The organism is Aeromonas sp. TECH754 (assembly GCF_056279295.1).
Genome location: NZ_JBWBRA010000001.1, coordinates 1,496,325 through 1,521,995, shown reverse-complemented (window position 1 = coordinate 1,521,995; position 25,671 = coordinate 1,496,325). Strand labels below are relative to the sequence as shown.

General features: G+C 62.7%; 24 protein-coding genes. 16 read left to right on the top strand and 8 right to left on the bottom strand.

Annotation, left to right across the window (positions count from 1 at the left end):
* Positions 1-5: 5 nt before the first annotated feature.
* The 9 genes from ACZ9IL_RS06680 (at position 6) to ttcA (ending at position 8,141) form a co-directional block, all read left to right on the top strand.
* The gene (locus ACZ9IL_RS06680; protein WP_033131822.1) at positions 6-185 is read left to right on the top strand and encodes a cbb3-type cytochrome oxidase subunit 3; all 180 of its coding nucleotides are present in this window, start codon (positions 6-8) and stop codon (positions 183-185) included.
* Entirely contained in the window at positions 185-1,174 is a 990-nt protein-coding gene (gene ccoP, locus ACZ9IL_RS06675; protein ID WP_476002807.1) for a cytochrome-c oxidase, cbb3-type subunit III, read from the top strand. The genes ACZ9IL_RS06680 and ccoP overlap by 1 nt, the downstream gene beginning before the upstream one ends.
* A 113-nt stretch (positions 1,175-1,287) precedes the next feature.
* Positions 1,288-1,776 (top strand): FixH family protein, encoded by a 489-nt coding sequence (locus ACZ9IL_RS06670; protein ID WP_476002806.1) that lies wholly within the window; start codon positions 1,288-1,290, stop codon positions 1,774-1,776.
* Between the two features lie 90 nt (positions 1,777-1,866).
* Positions 1,867-4,275: a heavy metal translocating P-type ATPase gene (locus ACZ9IL_RS06665; RefSeq protein WP_476002805.1), complete on the top strand. Its 2,409-nt coding sequence runs from the start codon at positions 1,867-1,869 to the stop codon at positions 4,273-4,275.
* 118 nt (positions 4,276-4,393) lie between these two features.
* The gene (gene ccoS / locus ACZ9IL_RS06660; RefSeq protein ID WP_476002804.1) at positions 4,394-4,582 is read left to right on the top strand and encodes a cbb3-type cytochrome oxidase assembly protein CcoS; all 189 of its coding nucleotides are present in this window, start codon (positions 4,394-4,396) and stop codon (positions 4,580-4,582) included.
* Entirely contained in the window at positions 4,566-5,252 is a 687-nt protein-coding gene (locus ACZ9IL_RS06655; RefSeq protein WP_476002803.1) for a sulfite exporter TauE/SafE family protein, read from the top strand. Before ccoS ends, ACZ9IL_RS06655 begins: the two co-directional genes overlap by 17 nt.
* Positions 5,253-5,320: 68 nt before the next feature.
* Positions 5,321-6,076: an FNR family transcription factor gene (locus ACZ9IL_RS06650; RefSeq protein WP_476002802.1), complete on the top strand. Its 756-nt coding sequence runs from the start codon at positions 5,321-5,323 to the stop codon at positions 6,074-6,076.
* Between the two features lie 141 nt (positions 6,077-6,217).
* A complete protein-coding gene (uspE, locus tag ACZ9IL_RS06645; RefSeq protein WP_476002801.1) occupies positions 6,218-7,165 on the top strand; it encodes a universal stress protein UspE in 948 nt (315 codons plus the stop codon).
* 67 nt (positions 7,166-7,232) lie between these two features.
* Entirely contained in the window at positions 7,233-8,141 is a 909-nt protein-coding gene (gene ttcA, locus ACZ9IL_RS06640; RefSeq protein ID WP_476002800.1) for a tRNA 2-thiocytidine(32) synthetase TtcA, read from the top strand.
* Between the two features lie 86 nt (positions 8,142-8,227).
* Here the strand turns inward: ttcA and ACZ9IL_RS06635 are convergent, their stop codons facing one another.
* Together ACZ9IL_RS06635 and ACZ9IL_RS06630 are read right to left on the bottom strand one after the other, a co-directional pair.
* Positions 8,228-8,893 (bottom strand): DUF2987 domain-containing protein, encoded by a 666-nt coding sequence (locus tag ACZ9IL_RS06635; RefSeq protein WP_476002799.1) that lies wholly within the window; start codon positions 8,891-8,893, stop codon positions 8,228-8,230.
* A 27-nt stretch (positions 8,894-8,920) separates the two neighbouring features.
* On the bottom strand, positions 8,921-9,673 hold the full coding sequence (locus ACZ9IL_RS06630; protein ID WP_476002798.1) for a hypothetical protein: 753 nt from the start codon (positions 9,671-9,673) through the stop codon (positions 8,921-8,923).
* Positions 9,674-9,975: 302 nt separating this feature from the next.
* Between ACZ9IL_RS06630 and ACZ9IL_RS06625 the strand changes: the two genes are divergently transcribed.
* The 7 genes from ACZ9IL_RS06625 (at position 9,976) to ACZ9IL_RS06595 (ending at position 16,706) form a co-directional block, all read left to right on the top strand.
* Complete coding sequence (locus ACZ9IL_RS06625; RefSeq protein ID WP_476002797.1) at positions 9,976-10,593, top strand: glutathione S-transferase family protein; 618 nt, start codon at positions 9,976-9,978, stop codon at positions 10,591-10,593.
* A gap of 205 nt (positions 10,594-10,798) precedes the next feature.
* Entirely contained in the window at positions 10,799-11,218 is a 420-nt protein-coding gene (rbsD, locus tag ACZ9IL_RS06620; protein WP_476002796.1) for a D-ribose pyranase, read from the top strand.
* Between the two features lie 19 nt (positions 11,219-11,237).
* Complete coding sequence (gene rbsA / locus ACZ9IL_RS06615; protein ID WP_476002795.1) at positions 11,238-12,770, top strand: ribose ABC transporter ATP-binding protein RbsA; 1,533 nt, start codon at positions 11,238-11,240, stop codon at positions 12,768-12,770.
* Positions 12,767-13,735 carry a ribose ABC transporter permease gene (gene rbsC, locus ACZ9IL_RS06610; protein WP_476002794.1) on the top strand — a complete coding sequence of 323 codons (969 nt, stop codon included), beginning with the start codon at positions 12,767-12,769 and terminating at the stop codon, positions 13,733-13,735. The genes rbsA and rbsC overlap by 4 nt, the downstream gene beginning before the upstream one ends.
* Positions 13,736-13,770: 35 nt before the next feature.
* The gene (gene rbsB / locus ACZ9IL_RS06605) at positions 13,771-14,646 is read left to right on the top strand and encodes a ribose ABC transporter substrate-binding protein RbsB (RefSeq protein WP_476002793.1); all 876 of its coding nucleotides are present in this window, start codon (positions 13,771-13,773) and stop codon (positions 14,644-14,646) included.
* 105 nt (positions 14,647-14,751) lie between these two features.
* Entirely contained in the window at positions 14,752-15,684 is a 933-nt protein-coding gene (rbsK, locus tag ACZ9IL_RS06600) for a ribokinase (protein ID WP_476002792.1), read from the top strand.
* Complete coding sequence (locus tag ACZ9IL_RS06595) at positions 15,684-16,706, top strand: substrate-binding domain-containing protein (protein WP_476002791.1); 1,023 nt, start codon at positions 15,684-15,686, stop codon at positions 16,704-16,706. Before rbsK ends, ACZ9IL_RS06595 begins: the two co-directional genes overlap by 1 nt.
* Positions 16,707-16,808: 102 nt before the next feature.
* On the opposite strand, the gene ACZ9IL_RS06590 is transcribed toward ACZ9IL_RS06595, so the two are convergent.
* The 6 genes from ACZ9IL_RS06590 to ACZ9IL_RS06565 form a co-directional block, all read right to left on the bottom strand.
* Entirely contained in the window at positions 16,809-18,452 is a 1,644-nt protein-coding gene (locus ACZ9IL_RS06590) for a GGDEF domain-containing protein (RefSeq protein WP_476002790.1), read from the bottom strand.
* The gene (locus tag ACZ9IL_RS06585; protein ID WP_476002789.1) at positions 18,449-18,925 is read right to left on the bottom strand and encodes a putative pterin-binding protein; all 477 of its coding nucleotides are present in this window, start codon (positions 18,923-18,925) and stop codon (positions 18,449-18,451) included. Before ACZ9IL_RS06585 ends, ACZ9IL_RS06590 begins: the two co-directional genes overlap by 4 nt.
* Before the next feature lie 86 nt (positions 18,926-19,011).
* Complete coding sequence (gene cobB, locus ACZ9IL_RS06580) at positions 19,012-19,785, bottom strand: Sir2 family NAD+-dependent deacetylase (RefSeq protein ID WP_476002788.1); 774 nt, start codon at positions 19,783-19,785, stop codon at positions 19,012-19,014.
* A gap of 72 nt (positions 19,786-19,857) precedes the next feature.
* Positions 19,858-20,472, bottom strand: coding sequence for a GNAT family N-acetyltransferase (locus tag ACZ9IL_RS06575; protein ID WP_476002787.1), 615 nt, complete (start codon positions 20,470-20,472; stop codon positions 19,858-19,860).
* Positions 20,469-21,719: a response regulator gene (locus ACZ9IL_RS06570; RefSeq protein ID WP_476002786.1), complete on the bottom strand. Its 1,251-nt coding sequence runs from the start codon at positions 21,717-21,719 to the stop codon at positions 20,469-20,471. The genes ACZ9IL_RS06575 and ACZ9IL_RS06570 overlap by 4 nt, the downstream gene beginning before the upstream one ends.
* Position 21,720: 1 nt before the next feature.
* Positions 21,721-25,656 carry an ATP-binding protein gene (locus tag ACZ9IL_RS06565; RefSeq protein ID WP_476005311.1) on the bottom strand — a complete coding sequence of 1,312 codons (3,936 nt, stop codon included), beginning with the start codon at positions 25,654-25,656 and terminating at the stop codon, positions 21,721-21,723.
* Positions 25,657-25,671: the final 15 nt, after the last annotated feature.

Genomic DNA, 25,671 nt, shown 5'->3' with positions numbered 1-25,671 from the left:
GGGATATGGATTACGGCACATTTCGCGGCCTGTATACCCTGCTGTTGATGATCATCATGATCGCCATCATCGTCTGGGCTTACAGCAAGCGCCGCAAGGCCTCCTTTGACGAGGCTGCCAACCTGGTTTTTGCCGACGACGAGCAACCCAGTGCTGATAACAAGAACGCAGGAGCGAAGCAATAATGAGCACTTTGTTTAGCATTTTTGTGACCGTCATAAGTCTGGGCACCATCATCGGCTGCTTCTTGCTGCTGATGTGGTGCATGAAGGACAAGATGGGCACCGAGGAAGGTCAACCCATGGGCCACACCTTCGACGGCATCGAGGAGATCAACAACCCCTTGCCGAAGTGGTGGTCCTATATGTTCCTCTTCTTCATCGTGACCGGGCTCATCTACCTGCTCGCCTTCCCGGGTCTTGGCAACTTCAAGGGACTGCTGGGCTGGCAGAGCTCCAACCAGGACGTTCGCTCGCTGGAAGAGTCCAAGGCCGCGGTGGCATCCGCCAAGGCAGAAGGGCGCGCGGTCGAGTATGACCGTGAGCTCGCCAAGGCCGATGTCGTCTACGGGGCCAAGTTCCGTGAGCTGGCCTATCAGGCCGATGGCAAGACCTACCGCGCCATCGAGGAGATCGCCGCCGATCCGGAAGCCCGCAAGGTGGGTCAGCGTCTGTTCTTGCAGAACTGCTCCCAGTGCCACGGCTCCGATGCCCGTGGCGGGCGCGGCTTCCCGAACCTGACGGACAGCGAGTGGCAATGGGGCGGTCAGCCTGATCAGATCAAGACCACCATCATGGGTGGTCGGCAGGGGATCATGGCGGCCTGGGGTGAAATCCTGGGTCAGGACGGCGTCAAGGAAGTGGCTTCCTATGTGCTGAGCCTGTCCGGTCGCAAGGTCGATCTGGTGGAAGCCAAGAAGGGTGAAGCCCGCTTCGCCATGTGCGCCGCCTGTCACGGCCCGGATGCCAAGGGCGGGATCGCCTTCGGCGCACCGGATCTCACCAACAACACCTGGTTGTACGGTGGCTCCCGTCAGGTGGTCGAGCAGACCATCACCCACGGTCGTCATGGGGTCATGCCCGCCTGGAAGGATATTCTGGGGGAAGACAAGGTCCAGCTGCTGGCATCCTACGTCTATAGCTTGTCCCACAACGGCGAGCAAACTAAGCAGTAACATGTGATAAGCACGTGATTACGCAGCAAAAAGCCTCGACTCTTCGAGGCTTTTTGTTATCTTGTGTTGGCTAAAACCCCTCCATTTTGTTAATCATAGGTTTCGGTAGCACTATGACCCAACCCTGGTATCGCCAATTCTGGCCCTGGTTCATCATCGCCCTCCCCTGCGCCGCCGTGGTCGCGAGCATCGCCACCGCCATCATCGCCAGCAAAGACGGCGTCAATCTGGTGGCCGAGGATTATTACAAGCAAGGCAAGGAGATCAATCAGGATCTCAGCAAGTTCGATCGTGCGGAGGCCTTGGGCATTCGCATCGCCCTCTCGGTCAGCGGCAGCGAACTGACCTTGAAGCCGCTGGCCGGCGAAATTCCGCCCGGCCAGGCACTGCACCTCTCCCTGTTCCACCCAACCCTGGCAGGCATGGACAGCGAGCACCTGATGACGGCCGACGGCAACGGCGTCTATCGCCTGCTGCTGGACAAGCCACTCACCGGCAAGTGGCACCTGCGGGTCGATGCCTTCGATCACGAGTGGCGTCTGCAAGAAACCGTACAACTGCCGACCAAGGCTCCCGTCGAGCTGGATCCCAAGGGGCGATAAGCCCCCTCATGAGTTGGTCGTCAAACCCTTCCCATCCACGACCAACCCTTGCTTCGCTCAGGATCGCCATCTCAAGGAGGAATCAATACCATGACCGGCTGTTTTCACTGTGGTGAGTCGGTGCCCAATGGCAGTGGCGACTATGGCCTCGAGATCAAGGGCATAGTGCAACCCATGTGCTGCCCCGGCTGCCGGGCCGTGGCCCAAACCATTCTCGAATGCGGTCTCGCCAGCTATTACGAACATCGCACCGCCCCCGGCATCAAGGGAGAGCTGGTGCCGAGCGAACTGGCCGCCCTCGGCCACTACGATCTGGCCGAAGTGCAGCAGGATTTTGTCACCGACAGCGCCACGGGCAGCCACAGGGTGCGCGAGGCCCAGCTCAGTGTGGAGGGTTTGACCTGCGCCGCCTGCGCCTGGCTCATCGAGCGTCACTTGAACCGGCTGCCCGGTCTGCACTACATCAACGTCAACACCACCACCCACCGGGCCCGCATCAAGTGGGATCCGGACCGCCTCTCCTTAAGCGATATCCTCAAGGGATTCGCCAAGGTCGGTTATCGCGCCTACCCCTTCCAGACCCACAGCCAGGAAGCTCTCTACGCCCGCGAGGTGCGCAGCTACATGTTCCGGATGGCGTTGGCGGGCCTAGGGTCAATGCAGGTGATGATGTGCGCCGTGGCGCTCTACATGGATCTATTCGTCAGTGTGGAAGAGGAGTTCATGATCTATTTCAAATGGATCAGCCTGCTGCTCTCGACTCCCATCATGATCTACTCGGCACAGCCGTTTTACGTCGGCGCCTGGCGCAGCCTGAAGCAGGGCCACCTCTCCATGGACGTGTCGGTGTCGCTGGCACTGATCGGGGCCTTTGTCGCCTCCATCTGGGCCACGGTGTTCAACACCGGCGAGGTCTACTACGACTCCATCACTATGTTCGTGTTCTTCCTGCTGCTGGGCCGTCTGCTCGAGCTGCGGGCCAGACGCAAGGCGTCCGAATCCAGCTCCAACCTGGCGCGACTGGTGCCCATCATGGCGACCCGCCTCGATGAGGAGGGTGAGCACGAGGTGGCCGCCAAGACCCTGCGAGTGGGAGACCGGGTGCGGGTGCTGGCCGGCGCTACGCTGCCCGCTGACGGCATCATCCTCACAGGCACCGCCAGCCTCGACGAAGCCATGCTGACCGGCGAACAGCTGCCCTTGCTCAAGCAGGCGGGGGATCCGGTCTATGCCGGCACCATCAACACCGACGCGCCACTCGAGATCCGGGTCAGCCACCCCATAGAGGCGTCGCGCCTCGCCCAGATCATGCGGCTGCAGGACAATGCCCTCATCGACAAGCCCGCCATCGCCCAGCTGGCCGATGTGCTCTCCCGCCACTTCATTCTGGTGCTGCTCATCATCGCGGCCGCGGTCTGGACCTACTGGCACGTCCATCAACCTGAGCAGGCCTTCTGGGTCACCCTGGCGGTGCTGGTGGCCACCTGTCCCTGCGCCCTGTCACTCGCCACCCCGACCGCGCTCACCTCGGCCACTGCCAATTTGACCCATAACGGCATACTGCTGCGCCGTGGCCATGTGCTGGACGTGCTGACCCGCGCCAACCGGGTGGTAATGGACAAAACTGGCACCCTGACTACCGGCAATATCAGCCTGACGGGCACCCAGGTGCTGGCCGAAATGGACGAGAGCCAATGCCTCGCCATCGCCCGCACGCTGGAGAATTACTCCGAACACCCCATCGCCCGTGCATTCAGACGCTCGACCACCGATGATGCCGCGCTGCTGCCGGCCACCGAGGTCACCCCGGTCATCGGTCACGGTATTCAGGGCATGATCGCGGGCACCCAATATCGAATTGGCAGCGCCCGCTGGCTGGGGCTGGTCGACGATGAGGGACTGAACAAACAGGAAGGCGGCCTTGCCATCTATCTGGCCGACGAGTCCCGGCTGCTGGCCCGCTTCAGCCTGGCCGATACCCTGCGAGCCGATGCCAAGGAACTCATTGCAGCCTTCCAGGCAGCCGGCCTCAAGACCACCATACTCACGGGCGATGGCTCGGCCGAGGCCGATACGGTGGCCCGCGAACTCGGGGTGGATGAGCTGGTAAAAGGCATGACACCGGATGGCAAGCTTGCCTATCTCAAGGCGCGGGAAGCGGCAGGGGACATCAGCATCATGGTGGGAGATGGCATCAACGATGCCCCCGTGCTGGCGGGCGCCCACGCCTCCTTTGCCATGGCGGGGGGCACGGATCTGGCCAAAAACAGTGCCGATGCCATCCTGCTGGCCGATGATCTCTCCCGTCTGCTGACGGCCAGAACCCTGGCGCTGCGCACCCGCAAGATCATCAAGGAGAACTTCGCCTGGTCCATCGGTTACAACCTGCTGGTACTGCCGCTGGCGGCCAGCGGCTGGCTCCCCCCCTATCTGGCAGCGGCGGGCATGTCCCTGAGCTCCCTCATCGTGGTCACCAACTCCATGCGGCTGAACCGGTGAACCGCCCCTTGAAAACCGGGAGACTTGCGCCAGACAGCCAGCGCCGCCCGTCAAATGAAACGGGAGCATCCACCCTGTCCTGGTTTATCATGACGATCCCCACCGCAAGGCCTGCATCATGAACATCATCTTCGTCCTCATCCCCATTGCCATCCTGTTTGTCATCATCGCCGGGGTCGTCTTCTTCTGGGCCATTCGCTCCGAGCAATTTGAAGACCTGGATCGCCAAGGCTCCAACATCCTGTTCGACGAGGAGCCGCAGGTGAACAAGAAGCAGAACAAAGAAAGCGATGATCAGCAGCCTTGATCTGATGGGAGCCCTGCTGGTGGGACTGGCGGGCTCGGGTCATTGCATCGCCATGTGCGGCGGCGTCTCCGCCGCCCTCTCCATGGCCATTCCGCCTGACAAGCAGCACTTCTGGGGCAGGCTGGGCTACCTGCTCAACTACAACCTTGGCCGGATCCTGAGCTATGTGATTGCTGGTGCCCTGGTGGGGGGATTGCTCGCCACCACGAGTGAGCTCGGGGCCGGCAAGCATGCCATTGCCGGCCTGCGGCTGGTCGCCGCGCTGCTGATGATAGCGCTCGGCCTTTACCTCGCTGGCTGGTGGCAAGGCATACTGCTGCTGGAGCGGGCCGGCGCGAGACTCTGGCCCCATATCAAGCCGCTGGCGGGCAAGTTCATCCCTTTCCGTTCAGCTCTGCAGGCCCTCCCTTTTGGCATGGTATGGGGCTGGCTGCCCTGCGGTCTGGTCTACTCCATGCTGACCTGGAGTGCGGCGGCGGGCTCCGCCAGCGGCGGGGCGCTCATCATGCTCAGTTTTGGGATCGGCACCCTGCCGACCCTGTTTGCATTGGGGGGGCTGGCAGACAGATTGCGCTACTGGCTGACCCTGCGCAGTCTGCGACTGGGAGGGGCCCTGCTGCTCATCGCCTATGGGCTTCATACCCTCTGGATTGGAATTGCATCCTTTTGAAACCCTATCCAAAACGGGTGGGTTGATGGTAAACTTGTTTGATATAAATCAATTATTCATATGAGCCTATGATCCCGGACAAGAAACCTGGCAGACGTATTCAGAGCGGTGGCTGTGCAATTCATTGCCAGGATTGCAGCATCAGCCAGCTCTGCATCCCCTTCACGCTGAACGACAGTGAACTCGATCAGCTGGACAGCATCATCGAACGCAAGAAGCCGATCCAGAAGGGTGAGGAACTGTTCAAGGCCGGTGATGAGCTCAAATCGCTCTATGCCATCCGCTCCGGGACCATCAAGTCATACACCATCACCGAACAGGGTGACGAGCAGATCACCGCCTTCCACCTCGCGGGCGATCTGGTCGGCTTCGACGCCATCCACAAGCAGGCACACCCCTCCTTCGCCCAGGCGCTGGAAACCGCCATGGTGTGCGAAATTCCGTTCGATGTGCTCGATGAGCTCTCCGGCAAGATGCCCAAGCTCCGTCAACAGATCATGCGGTTGATGAGCAGCGAGATCATGGGGGATCAGGAGATGATCCTGCTGCTCTCCAAGAAGAATGCCGAAGAGCGTCTCGCCGCCTTCCTGCACAATCTGTCGGTGCGCTTCTCCGAGCGCGGCTTCTCCGCCAAGGAGTTCCGTCTCTCCATGACCCGTGGTGACATCGGCAACTACCTTGGTCTCACCGTCGAGACCATCAGCCGTCTGCTCGGCCGCTTCCAGAAATCCGGCCTCATCAGCGTCAAGGGCAAGTACATCACTGTGCTGGATCACGTGGCGCTTGGCGTCATGGCCGGTGCAACCCGCCCCTCCTGCGGCTGATCTGCGGCCCCGCACAATTTATCCCCAGCCGGATCGGTTTGACCCGAAATTTGATCCGGCACACCTTCTCGCTCTCCCCCTTGGACTAAGCTGTAAAAGCTAAAGAGTTGCCATCATTGGCTTTTTGCCAAGGAGGAGAACATGGTCAAGTACCGAAACATTCTGGTGGTGATCAACCCCGAAGAGGAGCGCCAGATTGCGCTCGAACGGGCGGTCAAGGTCGCCGAGCTGGACGAGGGCGCCCAGCTGACTCTGCTGCTGACCATCTACGACTTCTCGTACGAGATGACCGCCATGCTGTCGGTGGATGAGCGGGAAGAGATGCGTCACGGCGTCATCTCCCAGCGCAGAGAATGGCTCGACGAGATCTTGCGGCCCTATCGCGCAAGAGGGCTCGAGTGCGAGATCAAGGTGCTGTGGCACAATCGCCCCTTCGAGTGCGTGATCCAGGAAGTGTTGACCCAGCGCCACGATCTGGTGGTCAAGGCGACCCACAAGCACTCCTTCCTGCAGACCTTCATCTTCACCCCGACCGATTGGCACCTGCTGCGCAAGTGTCCCTGTCCCGTCTTGCTGGTCAAGGAGGGTCACTGGCAGCGCGGCGGCAACATCATCGCCGCCATCAACTGCTCCAGCGACGATGTGGAGCAGAAGGTGCTCAACGAGCGCATCACCTGCGAGGGTACCTCCATTGCCGACTTGCTCGGCTCCAACCTCTATCTGGTCAACACCTATCCGGGCACCCCGGTCAACGTGGCCATCGAGCTGCCCGAGTTCGATCCCAACGCCTATAACGATGCCATTCGCAAACATCACGAGGATCTGCTGCGCGAGCACGCCGATCAGTTCGGCATCGGCCACATGTGGACCCGAGTCGCCGAAGGGTTGCCGGAGGAAGTGCTGCCCGACATGGCGGACAGCCTCAAGGCCACCCTGATGATCATGGGCTGCGTGGGCCGCACCGGCCTCTCCGCCGCCCTGCTCGGCAACACCGCCGAGCACGTGGTGGATCGGCTCAACTGCGACATTCTGATCCTCAAGCCGGACGATTACAGCTGTCCGGTGGATGACAGACGCCATCCGGCATAAGCGTTTCTTGCCCTCCCCCGGGACATGGCTATAATAAGCCGCTTATTTTTGTCCCGGGTTTGAGGCCATGCACGAAGAGCTTAACGCCAAAGAGAAATACAGTTTCAACAAGCTGCAGAAACGCCTGCGGCGCAACGTGGGTCAGGCCATCGCCGACTTCAACATGATTGAAGAGGGTGACAAGATCATGGTGTGCCTGTCTGGCGGCAAAGACAGCTTCGCCATGCTCGACATCCTGATGAGCCTCAAGGCCAGCGCCCCCATCCATTTCGATCTGGTGGCCGTCAACCTGGATCAGAAACAACCCGGCTTCCCCGAGCACGTGCTGCCAGAATATCTGGCCACCCTCGGCATCGACTTCAAGATCGTCGAGGAAGACACCTACTCCATCGTCAAGGACAAGGTACCGGAAGGCAAGACCACCTGCTCCCTCTGCTCCCGCCTGCGCCGTGGCATCCTCTATCGCACCGCCCTGGAGCTGGGCTGCACCAAGATTGCCCTCGGCCATCACAGGGATGACATTCTGGAGACCCTGTTCCTCAACATGTTCTACGGTGGCAAGCTCAAATCCATGCCGCCCAAGTTGGTGAGCGACGATGGCAAGAACGTGGTGATCCGTCCGCTGGCCTACTGCAAAGAAAAGGATCTGGTGCGTTACGCCGAGGTCAAGGCCTTCCCCATCATCCCGTGCAACCTGTGCGGCTCGCAGGAGAACCTGCAACGTCAGGCCATCAAGCAGATGATGCAGGACTGGGATCGCCGTTTCCCCGGCCGAATCGAGACCATGTTCACCGCCATCCAGGACGTGATCCCGAGCCACCTGCTCGATCACAAGCTGTTCGACTTCAAGAGCATCAACCGCGACTCCGGCATCATAGATGGCGGCGACAAGGCATTCGATCCGCCCGAATTACCCACCGCGCCCCTGCTCAACATCGACGAGATGGACATGCTGGACGTGATCGAGGTGCGCTAACCCGCGTTGGCGCTATCATGCAGCAATGAAAAAGGAGCGCCTGGCGCTCCTTTTTCATTATCCGCTGTCTCACCTATCCGGCATCATCACTGCTTGTGCAGCCAGGGAGTGAGGCGCAGGATCTCGCCCTCAAGTTGCAGCTTGCCCGCCGCATAATCGGCCAGTTGTTCGTTGCCGAGCAGCAGTTGCCCCTGTTGCCAAGGGAGGGTCTGCCGACGCTCGCCATCGATGAGATAGGCGGTGCCGCTTGGCTGCGCCAGGCTTATCCGTACCCCCTCCATGGCAGGCAGGAAGTATTTGCCGATCATGCCCGCCAGCTTGTCCAGCAGCGCTTGCATGTCTTGCTGACCCGCCAGCAAGGCGCTCACCTCGATCCCCCCCTCGGGTGCATCCGCCATCACCTGCACCGACAGATCGCAGCGCTCGTGGGGCTCGCCCAAGGCCACCATCACGCTGGCCTTGTCGAGGTTGAGGTCGTCGTCATAGGGCAGACGCAGTTCGCTGTCGACCGTGACCTCGGCCGCCACCTCCCGATCCGGGGTCGTCACCCGGGCCGAGATCAGGGTGCAGCGCTGGCCGGTTTGTGGATCGGTCAGATAAAATCCCAGCCGGGCCTGACCAAACTCACCCTTGGCAAAGGTTTTCATCTGGCTGTAGAAGGTGCCGTATTGCAGCTCAAGAGAGGGTTGCGCCAGTGCCAGGGCCGGCAGCATCAGCAAGGTTGCTGCCGCGCCGTATCGAAACCGCTTCATGTGCCATCCTTTTGCGTCACGCATGATTCATGCATTGAAATGATCGGGGCCCGCCTCGGGGTTCTGATCGCTCACCTCGGTCACCTCGACGGCGATCCCGCACAGATCCCGATAGAGGATCCCCTTGCAGTTGAAATAGAGGGGGGCCACCCAGATAAGCCCCAGCCCCATGGGGATCAGAGCCAGGAAAAACAGCGCCATCATGACGCCGTGCAGCAGCACTATGCTGGGCCAGCCACGGGCAAACAGCTTGAGAGAAACCAGAATGGCCTGGGCAGGCGACAGGCCGCGCTCCAGCACCAGCGGCACGGTGAACACCAACCCCATGCCGACCAGGGCCGAGGGGATGAAGGCCAGCACTACCGGCAGCCCCACCAGTTCGAACAGCGGGCCAAACAGGCTGGTGATGAGGCTGCCGAGCAGGCTCAGGCTACCCAGACGCAGGAAGTGGCGGAAGAAGTCGAACACCTGGTTCGGACGGGCCCGTACCCCCACCGATTGCTGCAATCCCAGCATGTCGAGGGAGGAGGTCATGGGGGACATGATGACAGTGATGAGCAGGCTGATCACCAGCGCCATGTCCATGTCACCCTCCTGGCTGACATAGGGCGCCAGCAGCTGGTTGCTCAGCAGGATCCAGATCGCCATGACACCGCCGATGGCCAGCGCCAGGCCGAAACCGGTGCGGCGGGTCTGTTGCCAGCCCTCTTTCAACACCCCTTGCAGGTCCAGACGATATCCCTGGCTGAGGGACTGTTCGAGGGTTCCACCGATCCGCATTTTATTACTCAATTGACTATCCAACATCGAAAGCGACTGATCCAAGGTGGCACATTATAGCGATTTGACCGGGCATGCGTAGCCGTTTTTCCTGTTATCTTCTGTTCAGAAAGCCATTGATTTCACTGAGAGGTGTTCAGTTTTTCCATACGGCTGCAGAGCCTTGAGTGGACCCAGGTAGCGACTCGAACAACCCTCCCTTGGCCCCGGCGACACATGGGGGTAGGATGCCGAAGGCCCACCCGCTTACCCACGCGGCGAAACCGGACTTACCGCATCTCTCGTTCACAAGGAAAATTGCCATGTCTGATCTGACGCTCTATCTCGCCCCCGGCACCTGCGCCATGGCGGTCCACATCGCCCTGGTAGAGGCCGACGCCCCGCACCAGATCAAGTCGCTCGACTTCGCCGCCGGTGAGCAGCGCTCCCCCGCCTATCTCGCCATCAACCCCAAGGGACGGGTGCCGGCCCTGGTCACCGAGCGGGGCGTACTGACCGAGACCCCGGCCCTGCTGCTCTATGTGGCCCAGCGCTTCCCGGCAGCACGGCTCGCCCCCCTGGACGATCCCTTCCTGCTGGCCCGCATGCAGGAGGTCAACAGCTTCCTCGCCTCCACGGTGCACGTCTCCCACGCCCACGGTCGCCGCCCCGGTCGCTGGGCCGATGACGAGCAGGCCATGGCCGCCATGCAGGCCAAGATGCCGCAGAACATGCGCGACGGTTTCGACCAGATAGAGCACCACTATCTGGCCGGTCCTTGGGTGCTGGGTGAGCAGTTCAGCCTGGCCGATATCTATCTGTTCGTGGTCGCCAGCTGGCTTGCCAGCGACGGCGTCGCCATCGACGAATTCCCCAGGGTGGCGGCGCACACCCATCGGATGCTGGCTCGCCCCGCCGTGCGGCAGGTCCTCGCCATCTAGTCCCTTATGCGCGGGAGCCTGTGCTCTTCTGGCTCCCGCTTTGCCTTTGGCATCCTCCCGCATTGAGATCGTTTTCACACTTTCATCATCTGTTGCTAGACCCGTTAACAGTAAGCGCCTATCTTTCGCCTCAAGACGCAACCGGTTGCGTAACCGGTTGCCATGTAGAATAACCATGTGCGGGACCAACCCGTTGAGGTGTTGTATGAAACGAGGCGTACTGCTCAATGCTCCCCTGAGTGCCGTGCTGGCACAGATGGGCCACACCGACGAGATCACGGTTTGCGATGCCGGTTTGCCCATCCCGGCAGGGCCGGAGCGTATCGATCTGGCGCTGATGGCGGGGACCCCCAGCCTGCAGACCGTGCTGCTCGCCCTGCTCACCGATCTGGTGGTGGAAAAGGTGATCATGGCGAGCGAGATAAAACTGATCAGCCCCGACGCCCATCAGGCCCTGCTCGATCAGCTGGCGGCGCACGCGGCGGCCCAGGGCAAGCCCATCACCATCGAATACGGCTCCCACGAGGCGTTCAAGCAACGTACCAGACAGAGCAAGGCCATCGTTCGCAGCGGCGAAGTCACCCCTTATGCCAACTTGATCCTCTGCGCCGGCGTGGCGTTCTAAACCCTCAAAGGAAGCGGTTATGAGCACAACCTCCTCAGCCTCCTCGCCCATCCTCGAGCTCAGCGGGATCGTCAAGACCTTCCCCGGCGTGCGCGCCCTCGATGAGGCGGGCCTGCGAGTCTATCCGGGCCAGGTGATGGCCCTGCTCGGTGAAAACGGCGCCGGCAAATCCACCCTGATGAAGGTGCTGACCGGCATCTATCAGGCCGACGCGGGCAGCGTCAGCTATCGCGGCCAACCGGTCCACTTCAAGGGACCACGCGATTCCCAGGATCAGGGCATCAGCATCATCCACCAGGAGCTGAACCTGCTGCCTGAGCTCTCCATTGCCGCCAATATCTTCCTCGGCCGCGAACCGCGTACCCGTTTTGGCAATATCGATCACCGGCAGTTGCGCGAGCGGGCCAGCACCCTGCTGTCCCGACTCGGGGTCAAGCACGGGCCGGACACCCGGCTCGGGGATCTCTCCATCGGCGAGCAGCAGATGGTGGAGATCGCCAAGGCGCTCTCCTTCGAGGCCAGCGTCATCATCATGGATGAACCCACCGACGCCCTCACCGACACCGAAACCGAGCAGCTGTTTGCGGTCATCCGCGAACTGCGCGAGCAGGGTTGCGGCATCGTCTACATCTCCCATCGCCTCAAGGAAATCTTCCAGATCTGCGATCGGGTCACCGTGCTGCGCGACGGCAAGTGGATCGGCGAGAAGGCCGTGAGCGAGCTGGACGAGGACAAGATCATCGAGATGATGGTCGGTCGCCGGCTGGAGGAGCAGTACCCGCGCCTTGACCGTGAACTCGGCCCCATCAGCCTGCAGGTAAAAGAGTTGGCAGGCCCCGGCGTGCGCGGAGTGAGTTTCTCCCTGCGTCAGGGCGAGATCCTGGGCTTCAGCGGCCTGATGGGAGCGGGGCGCACCGAGCTGATGAAGCTTATCTACGGCGCAAATAGCATCGCGGATGGGCAGATCCAGGTGGATGGCAAAGCCATGGTGCCGCGCAGTCCCGCCGATGGCCTGGCCGCCGGTATCGCCTACATCTCCGAGGATCGCAAGGGGGATGGACTGGTGCTGGAGCTGTCGGTACGCGAGAACATGAGCCTCTGCGCCCTCAATGAGTTCAACAAGGGGGGCAGGATCGACGGCAAGGCGGAGCGCCAGGCGGTATCCGACTATGTGCGGCTCTTTAACATCAAGACCCCGAGCCAGGATCAGCTCATCAAGCTGCTCTCCGGCGGCAACCAGCAGAAGGTCGCTATCGCCAAGGGACTGCTGACAAGGCCCAAGGTGCTGATCCTCGACGAGCCGACCCGCGGCGTCGACGTGGGCGCCAAGAAAGAGATCTACCAGCTGATCAACCAGTTCAAGAAGGAGGGAATGAGCATCATCCTGGTCTCCTCCGAGATGCCGGAAGTGCTCGGCATGAGCGATCGCATCCTGGTGATGCACGAAGGGCGCATCAGCGCAGAATTCATGGCCCAGGACGCCAATCAGGAGAAACTGATGGCGGCGGCAGTGGGTAAACAGTGGCAAGCAGAGCAAGAGGCACAGCAATGACAACCCAAACCCTTCCCCGCCGCGGCATCATGAGCAAGAGCTGGTGGATAGAGAACAAGTCCCTGGTCGCCCTGCTGGTGCTGATCGGCGTGGTCTCTTTCCTGAGCCCGAACTTCTTCACCGCCGACAACCTGCTCAACATACTGCGCCAGACCTCGGTCAACGCCATCATCGCCGTCGGCATGACGCTGGTCATCTTGACCGGTGGCATCGATCTCTCGGTGGGCTCGGTGCTGGCCCTGTGCGGCGCCCTGGCCGCGACCATGGTCGCCATGGAACTGCCTATCTGGCTGGTGGTGCCGCTCACGTTGGGTGCCGGCGCCCTGCTTGGCAGCATCAGCGGTCTCATCATCGCCAAGGGCAAGGTGCAGGCCTTCATCGCCACCTTGGTCACCATGACGGCCCTGCGCGGCATCACCATGGTCTACACCGAGGGGCGCCCCATCTCCACCGGTTTCAGCGACGGCGCCGATCACTTCGCCTGGCTCGGCACCGGCTACCTGTTTGGCTTGCCGGCCCCCGTCTGGCTGATGGCCATCGTCTTCCTGCTGGCCTGGTTCATGCTCAACCACACTCGCCTTGGCCGTTACATCTACGCCCTCGGTGGCAACGAGTCGGCCACCCGCCTCTCCGGCATCAACGTGGCGCGGGTCAAGCTCGCGGTCTACGGCCTGTGCGGCGCGCTCTCCGCCCTGGCAGGCCTCATCGTCACCTCCCGCCTGTCGTCGGCCCAGCCGACCGCCGGCATGGGCTACGAGCTCGATGCCATCGCCGCCGTGGTGCTGGGGGGCACCAGCCTGATGGGGGGCAAGGGCCGCATCATGGGGACCCTGATAGGGGCACTCATCATCGGTTTCCTCAACAATGCCCTCAACCTGCTCGACGTCTCCTCTTATTACCAGATGATCGCCAAGGCCAGCGTGATCCTGCTCGCCGTGATGATCGATAACAAAAGCAATCGATAACAACCTAGACCCTGCCACACACAAGGAATGAAATGATGAAAAAGCTCAATACCCTGCTCGCCGCCGCCATCATGTCCGTGCTGGGCACCGCCCAAGCCGCCGATCAGACGCTGGCCATGGTGGTTTCTACCCTCAACAACCCCTTCTTCGTCACCATGAAGGAAGGGGCCGAAGCCAAGGCCAAGGAGCTTGGCTACGAGCTGGTGGTGCTGGACTCCCAGAATGATCCGGCCAAGGAGCTTTCCAACGTGGAAGATCTCACCGTGCGCAAGGTCAACGCCATCCTGATCAACCCGACCGACTCCGAAGCCGTGGGCAACGCCATTCGTCTGGCCAACAAGGCCAACATCCCGGTGTTGACCCTGGACCGCGGGGCCGCCCAGGGTGAGGTCAAGGCTCACATCGCCTCCGACAACGTGGCCGGTGGCAAGCTGGCCGGTGACTTCATCACCGAGAAGCTCGGCAGTGGCGCCAAGGTGATCCAGCTCGAGGGGATTGCCGGTACCTCCGCCGCCCGTGACCGTGGCGAAGGCTTCGCCCTGGCCGTGGCCGCCAACAAATTGCAGGTCTTGGCTTCCCAGCCCGCCGACTTCGATCGCACCAAGGGCCTGAACGTCATGGAGAACCTGATGGCGGCGCACCCGACCGTCCAGGCGGTATTCGCCCAGAATGACGAGATGGCGCTCGGTGCCATCCGCGCCGTGCAAGCGGCCGGCAAAGAGGTGATGATCGTCGGCTTCGATGGCACCGACGATGGCAAGGCTGCCGTGGCCAAGGGTAAACTGGCCGCCACCGTGGCCCAACAGCCGGCGCTGATCGGTGCCATTGGCGTGGAAACCGCCGACAAGGTGCTCAAGGGCCAGCCGGTGGAGCAATCCATCCCGGTCCCGCTGCAAATCGTCAGCAAGTAAGTCTGACAGGGGGGAGGCTCGCCTCCCCCTTTCCTCTTCACATGCCTCTCGGCTTGGGTGCCACGGCCCGAGTATCCAAGCCAAGATGCATCAGGAGTAACCAATATGAATCGTCTCGTCGTCCTCGGCAGTGTCAATGCGGACCATGTGCTGCGCGTCCCCCACTTTCCCCGTCCCGGTGAGACCCTGACCGGCCACAGCTATCAGGTCGTGCCCGGCGGCAAGGGTGCCAATCAGGCGGTGGCCGCCGCCCGCCTCGGCGCCTCCGTCTCCTTTATCGCCCGGGTCGGCGACGACGCCATCGGTCACCAGATGAAGGCCGCTTTCGCCCGGGACGGCATCGACGTGAGCGCGGTGGAGCAGGATGAGACACTCCCCACCGGCATCGCCATCATCTATGTGAGCGATGAAGGAGAGAACAGCATCGGCATCTCCGCCGAAGCCAACGGCGCCCTGAGCCCCGCCATGGTCCAGCGTCACGAGGCCATGATTGCCAACGCCCACACCCTGCTGCTGCAACTCGAGGTGCCGCTCGACAGCGTGTTCGAAGCGGCACGTCTCGCCCGCGCCCACGGCACCCGGGTGGTGCTCAATCCGGCGCCGGCCCAACCGCTGTCAACCGATCTGCTGGCGCTGGTGGACATGATCACCCCCAACCAGACCGAGGCCGAGCTGCTGACCGGCGTCAAGGTGAGCGACGAGGCCAGTGCCCGCGAGGCCGCCACTCGCTTCCACCAGATGGGGATCCGGGAGGTGATGATCACTCTGGGCTCCCAGGGGGTCTATTGCAGCAACGATGCCGGACAGCGACTTGTTCCTGGATTCAAGGTGGAAGCAGTCGATACCACTGCGGCAGGCGATACCTTCAACGGCGCCCTGCTGGCGGCCGAGCTCGCGGGAGAGGATTTCAATAGCGCCGTGCGCTTCGCCCACGGCGCGGCGGCGCTGTCGGTCACTCGCCTCGGCGCCCAGAGCTCCATCCCGGCCAAGGCCGAGGTGGATGCCTTCCTGCTCGCCCACACCCAGCTGGGGCACTGATGGCCAACATCAAGGAGGTCGCCGCGCGGGCGGGCGTCTCCACCACCACGGTTTCCCACGTGATCAACGAGACCCGCGTCGTGGCACAGGAGACTCGCGAGCGGGTGTTCTCCGCCATGCAGGCGCTCAACTACGCCCCCAGTCTGGTGGCCCGCAGCCTCAAGGTGAAGGAGACCAACAGCATCGGCATGCTGGTCACCACCTCCAGCAACCCCTTCTTCGCGGAGGTGGTGCGCGGGGTGGAGCGCTACTGCTTCGAGCAGGGCTACAACCTGATGCTGGGCAACACCGAGGGCCAGGCCGAGACGGCGCTCTCCTACCTCAAGATGATGCTGCGCAAGCGAGTCGATGGCCTGCTCATCATGTGCAGCGAGGGGCAACAGGAGGTGTTCAACCAGCTCGACTGGCTCAAGAGCCTGCCGGTGGTGGTGATGGACTGGGGCATGGAGAGCCGCGAGGTGGATCTCATCGCCGACAACTCCCATCAGGGGGGCTATCTTGCCACTCGTCACCTGATTGGGCTGGGCCATCGCGATATCGGCTGCATCACGGGCCCCCGCAGCCGGGCCCCTGCCGATCAGCGGCTTGCCGGCTTCGTCCAGGCGATGCAGGAGGCGGGGCTTGCCATCAATCCGGCCTGGATCCAGGAGGGGGATTTCGACTGTGCCAGCGGCCACGATGCCATGGTGCGTCTGCTGACTCTGCCCGAGCGCCCGAGTGCGCTCTTCGTGTGCAACGACATGATGGCCATGGGGGTCATCAGCGCCGCTCATCGCGCCGGCCTCAGCATCCCCAGGGATCTCTCCCTTGTCGGCTACGACAACGTGGCGCTGGCCAAATACATGTCGCCGCCGCTGACCACCGTCAATCAACCAAAGGAGGAGCTGGGACGCCTCGCCGTCACCCGCCTGCTGGCGCGGATCAACGGTGAGACCATCGACAATCACATGATCACCGTCGACCCGGACCTGGTGATCAGAGACTCCTGCGCCCCCTTCCCTCGTCACTCTCTGCTCGACTGAGCCGGAGAGGAAAAGACGAACAGACGAGCAAGAGAAGCTTGCGCAAGATAAGAAGGGCGGCCCATTGGCCGCCCTTCTCACTTCTCCATACACAGTTTGAAATCAGGCCACGCCAACCTCATTTTGCACCGAGTCGACCCTGCCCAAGCGCCGCAATGCCAGCCAGGTCGCCAGGGGTTGCAACAGCGCCTCGAACTCGGAGGGCGCTGGCAACCAGTAGCGGATCGGCCAACCGGTCTGCAGGAGTTCAGGCGCATGGCTACCCAGCTCACCCAACGCCAGCAGGCAACCGCTCTGGCGTACCTGCGCCAGCAGCACGGCATCCGGCATCAGGGTCGGCAATGCCAGGATCAGCGATCCCTCGGGCTGCGCCGGTAAATAGGCCAGCACATGGGCCAGCTGCGCCTGCTGTTGCAGCCTGAAAAGCAACGGCAGCGAACCAGTTGAATCGGCCAAGAGCCGCGCCACCACGGGGCCCAGGATGCCACGCTCCTGCAGCCAGCCCATGTCGCACACCTGGCCCCCTGCCCGCCAACGCAGGCTGATGGCCGCGACCCGCTCTCCCTGCTCGTCCTCCAGCTCATCCTGCACTGTTTCAAGCGGTGATGGCGCGGCCCCTTCCAGCCAGCCTCGCAGCTGGTGCAGCTGACGTTGATGCATATTCAGGGCGGCTTGCATTCCGGGCTGGAACCAGACGAGAGCAGCATTGTCCCGCTTGGCCTGATTGAGCGCCAAGATGGCCTGCTCCAGCAACACGCTGCCGGCCATCCCCCTTGTCGCTTGCGCTACCCCGAAGCGGCAGGCAAGCGCGAAGCTGCTCTCCCTAGTCACAAACTCGAACTGCAACAGGCTTTGCAAGGCGCCCATCTGGTGCTCTGTCTGCGCCTGATCGCCGGTCAGGAACACCGCAAACTCATCGCCCCCCAGGCGGCAGGCCCGTCCCGGATGGGCCTGCCGCAGCTTGGCGGCGACCGTCTGCAGCAGGCGATCGCCGACCTGATAGCCGAGCAGGTCATTGACCTGCTTGAAGCGCTTCAGATCCAGCACCACCAGACTTGAGGCCGGGTTCTTCAACAAGGCTTGTTTCAGTTGCGCCTGTAGGGCACGGCGATTGCCCAGCCGCGTCATGGGGTCGAGCAGGGAGAGGCGACGGTTTTGCAGGTTCGCTTTAATCAGGGCAAGCACCAGTATGCCCCCCGTCAGCAGCAGGATCAGCTGCCAGATCTGGAGCCAGAACAGGCTCTGGCGCATCTGGTTGACCGACGCCTCCCGCTCTTGGCCGGAGAGGATATGCTCCCCGATCTGCTCCACCTGGCGGGTCAGCTCGGCAAGATTGGCCTGGATCCGGTCCAGCGTTTCTCCCTCCCGCAGCGCGCCTGCCTGCATCTGGGGCTCCAGCAGCTTCAGTTGATCGAACAGTTTGGCCAGCACCTCGCCCAGCCCGTGACGGGCACGCGCATCGGCGGTCTCGCTGCTGACCAGAAACACATCCAGCCGGTTCCACAGCATGTCGTAATCCAGGTTCAGGGTTGCCATGTCCAGTTGCCCCGCCCGATAGAGTCGCAGATCGTAGAGGAAGCGCTGGGACTCCAGCATGGCCTGGCTGATATTCCAGTGGGTGTTGCGGTAGAAAATGTCGACCAGCTGTTCGTGCCGGCTCTGCAGGTAGAGACCCCAGACGGAGGAGAACAGGAAGGAGATCGAGATGGCGGCGAGCAGCAGATTGTGGCGTTGGCGACGAGTCACTTGATGACCTCGATGCGGACCAGCTGCCACACCATGCCGCTGTGGATGGCGGACAAGTCCAGTTCGGGATACGCCGAGAAGGGCATCAGCAGCCAGAGCGGGCCCTTGTTGCGGCGCGTCAGCGGCCGATCATCCTGATAGCGCACCAGTGCCAGCGGCACCTGATCGAACAAGGAGAGGTCCAGCTGCTGCTGATAGCCGTTGAGGCCGGTGGCCTCGATAAGGCTGGCATGTTCGACTCCCTGTGCCGCCAGCACGGATGCCAGGGTCGGGCCACGGTAACTGTGGGTGCCCGTGGTCCAGGGGGTCTGCGTCTTGAATTCGGTCTGGGGCAAGGCGGCCAGCGCCGCCTCGTCCAGATTGACGACCCGCTTGTCAGCCAGCACCAGCTGCAGCAGGGGGGAAGAGGCCTGGGCGCCGAAGGTGATCAGTGCCAGCAATAAACAAGGAAACCAGTACTTGGAGATACGCATCTTGGGTCGCGCCAGCTGCATTCGGGATTTTACGAGTCAGTGTGGCGACTTCATTAAACCATTGCAACCGTGTTGTTACACAATAGTTATTGGCCGCGCATCTCCATCCAGTTGTGTCCCGGCACAACCTTGGGCTGATGCACACCCAGCTGCAGCAGCAGCTCATCCACGAAGGCCGGCACCAGCACGGATGCTGGCCCGTAGCGCTTCTCGTCAAACTGGCTGCCCACCTCGCTCGGCTCCAGATTGAGCTCAATGGTATGGGCCCCGTTGAGCCCGGCCTCATGCACGAAACCGGCCGCCGGGTAAACAGCCCCGGAGGTACCGATGGAGATGAAGAGATCGCATTGGGCCAGGGCGCTGTAGATCCTGTCCAGCCCGAGCGGCATCTCGCCAAACCAGACCACGTGGGGGCGCAGCGGCTGGGGCAGCTGACAGCAGGAGCAGAGTTCATCCTGATGAAGATCCTCGCGCCACTCGATCACCTGACCCGACACCGGGCAACGGGCCTTGAGCAGCTCCCCGTGCATGTGGATGAGGTTCTTGCTGCCCGCCTCGGCGTGCAGGTTGTCGATGTTCTGGGTCACCAGAGTCACCCGCCCCGGCAACAAACGCTCCAGCCTGGCCAGGGCGTAATGGGCTGGATTGGGGTGGATCTCGGCGCTTTGCAGTTGTTCACGGCGGGCGTTATAGAAGCCTTGCACCAGCACGGGATCCCGGGCATAGCCCTCCGGCGTCGCGACATCCTCAACCCTGTGATCTTCCCACAGGCCATCACTGGCTCGAAATGTCTTGATGCCGGACTCGGCCGAGATGCCGGCGCCGGTGAGGATCACGATATGTTTGGCTGACTGCACCATGGTGGATTTCCTCCGACGAATGACAGCCTGACCTTAGCACAGGGAGCGAGGCAGGCACATTCGCCCTTGGTATTAGGCCAGCCGGTCGCTCTGGTTGTCGAGCACACTCAAGTCCAGCCTGACAAACACCATCTCTCGTCCCGTCACCAGGGTCAACGGCAAGCCCAACCCCTTGAGCAGGGCCAGCATGGGGCGATTCTGGCTCAGCACCTCGGCGGTCCACTCCCGGATCCCCTCCCCATGAGCCAGCAGTGCCAGCGCCAGCAAGATGCGCCGTCCGGCCCCGCGATGCTGGAAGTGGTCTGCGACTATGCAGGAGAACTCGGCCCGATCCGGGTGCAACCGGCGCCGGATAGACTGGGCCATGGCCAGGGGCACACCATCGACATCGGTCAGCAGCAGGCCAATCTGGGGGGCGCGGGGATAATCGACAAAAAAAGCGACCTGCTCGGCACTGGGGGCCAACTTGGGGCGCATAAAGCGCAGATAGAGGCTCTGCTCGCTCTGAGCGGCGTAGGCGGCCTCAAGCAAGGTGCTATCGTAACCCGCCAGCTCCCGCAACCAGCAATCCCGCCCGCCGACCCCCATCATGATGGGCAGAGCGCTCCGGCTAGCGGGATGATGCCAACCCGCCAGCCCCGCCCGCAGACGCCCCTCGTCGGCCGGCCAGCACAGATAACGTGTCACCAGCGCCCCGAGATGCCGCGATCCTGCCAGAGGGCGACATCCTGTACGTTGAAGGGATCGTCGAGATAGAGGGCGATGCCCAGCTCCCTGGCGCGGCCGATGAAGCGGCTCAACAGGGAGTCCGCCGCCATCGCCTCCAGCTCCGGCAGCAGATGCTGTCCCAGCAGCAGGTACTGGAACGGCAGCCGCTCCAACTCATCGAAGGGCAGGTGCTGGCCACTGTCGAGCAGCAGTGCCAGGCCCCCTCCGGCCATGCTGGCCTGCAACGCCAGTGCGAAGCGATCCGCCTGGCTCAGCACCTGATCGCGCTTGTGAACCACCAGAGTCAACTCGACTGCCTGCCGGCCATGCTGCTCCAGCCACGTCTTGAGCTGATCCCAATGGGGAGGCAGCCCGCTCACGGCCAACCAGATTGGCAGCCCCGATGCGGCGGCATCCGCCAGCACGCCGAACTGGCCGAGCGAGTCCCCCTGCCAGCTGCGGATGGTGCGTTTCAAACCGTTGAGCCTGAGCGGATGTTGCGGCCCAAGGTAGAGCGTCTTGAGCAGACGCAGCAGATCGTTGTTCTTGAGCGGCTTGGCCAGCGCCGCCAGCACGTTGAAACCGGCATCGTGCAGCAGGCGGCGGGCACCGTCGATCAGGGTCTGATCGTGGGCGGAGAGCAGGATGATGGGCAGTCCATTGCGACAGGACTGGGGGTGACCCATCAGCAAACTGATGGCATCTTGCTCCGCCAGGCTGAGATCGCAGATAAGCAGTCCCACCTCCCCCCCTTCGAGGGCATTGAGGCAGGCGTCCCCATCCTGTACCCATTGGCAGGGCAAACCCAGTCCCTGTACCTCCTGCGCAATGCAGGCGCCCTGGAAGGGATGATCCTCCAGCAACAGCACCCGCAGTCCCGCCAGCCAGGTGCGCCAGCGCTGCTCTCGCTCCTGCAGTCCCGCCAACCAGGGATCCGTCATCTGATAGATCCCCCGCCCCGGCGTCATCAACTGCTGGGCATAGGGCTTTCCGACATGGGCCGCCGGATCGAACAGGGCGATGTCACTGGCGGTGAATCCCCCCTCCCAGCGCCAGTCGGGGTCTGGTTGACTTCGATGCAGGCTGGCATAGGCAGGCACGCCCGCCGCTTTTACAGCCTGATAGGAGACCGCATCCAGGGCATAGATGCTGACAGGATGGAACAGTGACTCCAGGCTCACGTCCTCCTCCAGCAATGCTAACAACTCTTCCTCTGTGATGATCATCTCATGCTCTCTTGTTCAGTTGCCGACAGACCTCTTCCACGGCATCTGTCAGCGGCTCAACCAGGGGGTGTTCAGGCTCCTGCTGCCAGGTCTCGATGACCTGCACCAGCGGGCTGGCCCCCACCATTTTGGCGGCCCCCTTCATCTTGTGTAAAGCCGTCTTGAGGGCCACGCCGTCCCCTTGTGTGACACAGCGCTCAATGTCGGCCAAATCCTGCCTGGTCGATGCCAGATAGAGGCTGATCAGCTCGCGGCTGAGGGGAGTCAGCATGCTCTCGGACCAGCCAGCGACGGTCTCCTCCTGCACGATAGGCAACTCGCCCCCCTGACCGGAGACGCTGCGCAGCAGGATGGCCAGATCGTTCAGCAGGACCGGCTTGTCCAGATGGCCATGGCAACCGCACTCCGCCAGCCGCTCCGCCGCCTGTTCGCTCAAGTCGGCGGTGATCACATAGACCGGCAGATGCTGCCAGGCTTCGCTGTCTCGCAGCTGCTTGCACAGCTCGGCGCCATCCATCACCGGCATCTGCAGGTCGGTCAGCACCAGATCGACCGCCTCGTGCTGCAAGATTTCGAGCGCCAGACGACCGTTGGCAGCGCTCAGTACCCGGGCCCCCAGCTGGCTGAGCTGCATGTTGATCAGCACCCGGTTCACCTCGTGATCTTCGACCAGCAGGACGCGCATGCCGGCCCCCGGCAGACTGACCATCTCCTCGGGCCCCTGGCTCAATCTGGGTTGCAGCAGGGTCACCACCGAGCCCGGGAGCCAGGGCTCCTCCTGCCAATACCAGTGGCGCAGACCCCGCTCATCCACCATGGCGCTCAGACAGGGCCCTGTCGGTGTTTCCGTCACGCCTACCTCGCGCAGCCAGCTGCGCATGTAATCGAGCTCCTCGCCCGCCAATTGCAGGCAGATCTCGCGCACCCTTGGCTGCCAGGGAGAGTCCTCCTGCAGAGGACGCAGGGGCAAGGTGCAGCTGAAGCGACTGCCGCCACGGGCCAGAGACTCGACCCCGATGCTCCCGCCCATCTGTTCCATCAGTTGGCGGCAGATGGCAAGCCCGAGGCCGGTGCCCTGCGCCCGGATCTGGCCCGGCGCCTCCCCCTGCTCGAAGGGCAGGAACAGCCGGGGCAGCAACTCGGCACTGATGCCCGGCCCCTCGTCATCCACCCCGCAGCCAATCCACTCTCCCTGGCGCCGTGCCCATATCACCACCTCGCCAGCCGAGCTGAACTTGATGGCATTGGAGATCAGGTTGTGCAGCACCTGTTGTACCCGATGGGGATCGAGCTCCATTAGCGCCGGCAGCGCGGGATCGAGCGCGAGGCGCAGTTGCAGTCCCTTGGAGCGCGCCTTGGACCAGTGCACCGCCGCCACGTGCTCGCACAGCTCCACCAGATCGGTTGGCTGCGGGGAGAGCCGCAGCTGGCGCGTCTCGTTGCGACTAAAATCGAGCACGTCGTTGAGCAGCCCCAGCAGCTCGTTGCCCGCTTGCCTGACATGGGTCAGCGCCGAGGCCTGCTCCGGCGAGAGCGCCGTCTGATCGAGCCACTCCAGCAGCCCCAGAATGGCATTCATGGGGGTGCGTATTTCGTGGCTCACTGCGGCTAGGAAACGCCCCTTGGCGAGCACGGCCTGTTGGGCCTGCTCGTGGGAGATCTGCAGCGCATTGTCCTGCTCGACCCGGATGGTCACATCCTGCACCACCCCATAGATGCGCCACCCCTCTCCCTGACGACGGCCCCGACCGGAGAACTGCAGCCAGCAGGTCCCCTTGGTCGGATGGCGATAGCGCAGCAGATGGGCAAAGGGGCGCCCCATCTGCAACATGGCCAGCATGGGCGCCCGCATCTCCCGCCGGTCCTGATGGGCCAGCCGGGTGAGGGTCTCGTTGGGATTGAGCCGGATCTGCTGGCTGGCCAGCCCCAGCAGCTCGTAGCTGCCGCGACTGACAAACTCCACCCGGGAGATGGCTCCCCCGTGCAGGGTGAACTGGAGCACCACCCCGGGCACCGTATTGGTGAGGGCCCGCAGCCGGCGCTCCGCCTGGCGCAACAGGCGGGTACGCTCGCGCAGGGCGCTGATGTCGGACAGGGCGATGAGATCGCCGGCCGGCGCCTGATCCCCCAACCGCAGCGGGATCTGGGCATAGGAGAAGATCTGCTCGCGCAGGGCAAACTCCCCTTCCGCCCCCTGCAACTGGGGCTCGGGCAGAGCCAGCGCGGCAGAGTAGCGTGCCTCCAGCCGCTTGGCCCGCTTGTTGCGCTTGATGATCTCGCCCTGCGCATTGCGCAGGAACACCGGCACCGGCAGCGCCTGGAACAGAGATTCACGGAACTTGCTCTCCAGCGCCAGCGCCTGCTCGGCCTTGCGCCGCTCCCGCGCCTCCTGGGCCAGTTGCTGACGAGAGCGCCAGATAGACCAGATCACGGCCGCGCTGACGAGCAGCGCCAGCAACACAGAGCCGAGCCAGAATCCGTAGCTGACCCCCTCCTGTTGGGTAAGGATCAGCCGGCGCCAGCGCTGGACCAGCTCGTCCACCTGCCGCTCGTTGATGGTCATCAGGCTCTGCTCGATCACCCCCGCCAATCTGGGTTGATCAGGGCGGATGGCAAACCCCAGCCCGAAGGTTTGAGGCAACTCCTTGATGGTCAGCTCGCTCAACAGGTTGTTGCGCAGCGGATACTGCAGTTGATAGAGCTCGGCCAGCATGGCCTCCGCCTTGCCGTCCTGCACCGCCGCCAATCCTTGCTCCAGATCGTCCGCTTCCATCCACTCATGCTGCCCGAAGTGGGCAAGCAGGCTGGTGTCATAAAGCATCCTGGGCACCACCACCTTGCCTTGGACCTCGGCAAGGGACTGATGTGCGATACGCTTGCGACTGATCAGGGCGTAACGGCTCATGGCCACGATACGGGTGAAGTCGAATTCCACCTCCAGCGCCGGGGACTCCAGCAGACCGGCCATCATGACGGCCTCCCCGCTGCGCAGCTTGGCCAGCGCCTCCTCCTTGCTGGCCACCGGAATGAGCTCGAAATCCAGCCCGGTCTGCCGGCTCACCCGCCGCAGCACATCGCCACTCCAGCCGATGAGATCCCCCTGCTGATTGACGCCGCTGTAGGGCATGAAGCCGGGATCCGCGACCAGCTTGATGGTGCGGGCGTTGCCGATAAGCCAGGCCTGCTCCTTGTCGGTAAAGTGCAGCGGGTTGATGTCCTGCTCGCTCTGGGGCAGATAGCGCCCCAGATCCCGATAGAGGCTGCCCGGCGGCAGATAACGGATCGCCGTGTCCATCAGCTGCAGCAATTCGGGTCTGTCTCGCATCATCAGCCGGTAGCCGATCACCAGATCGTCGCTGCGCAGGCGGCGCAGACGCAGCCCTTCATCCGGGTACTCGCGCATCAGGTAGCGCAGTTGCAGATAATCCCCCAGATAGGCGCTGCCCTTGCCTGCGATCAGCGCCCCGTACCAGTTGTCGGCATCGGTCAGCTCCTGCTGGGATGACTGGGGATAGAGCCGCTTCAGGGTCTCTTGCGCCTGCCAGATGGGCGACACCAGGAAGGTGGCGTGCTCAAGCTCGCCCTGATAGAGGATGGCGGACTCGGCCTCCAGCATGGCCCGGCTCAGCGCCATGCCAGGCAGTGTCTGCATGGAGGGCCCGATATGGGGGATGAGGTCGCAACGTCCGTCGAGCAGCCCCTGCTCCACCGCGGACCAGTTGGGCAACTTGTCAAAATGCAGCGGTACTGGCAGCTGCTGCGCCAGCCGTTGCATCTGATCGATGAGCAGGCCGCCCTGAGCTTCCAGATAGGGTGGACGCTGCAGGTTGGGATAGCAGAAGGTCAGTTTGCTGAGTGAATCGACATACGTCTGAGTCTCAGACGACAGGGGGAGCACGGCGGCGCGCAGCGGCAAGGCCAGCAGCGCACCAAACAGAAGGAGTGTTTTTCT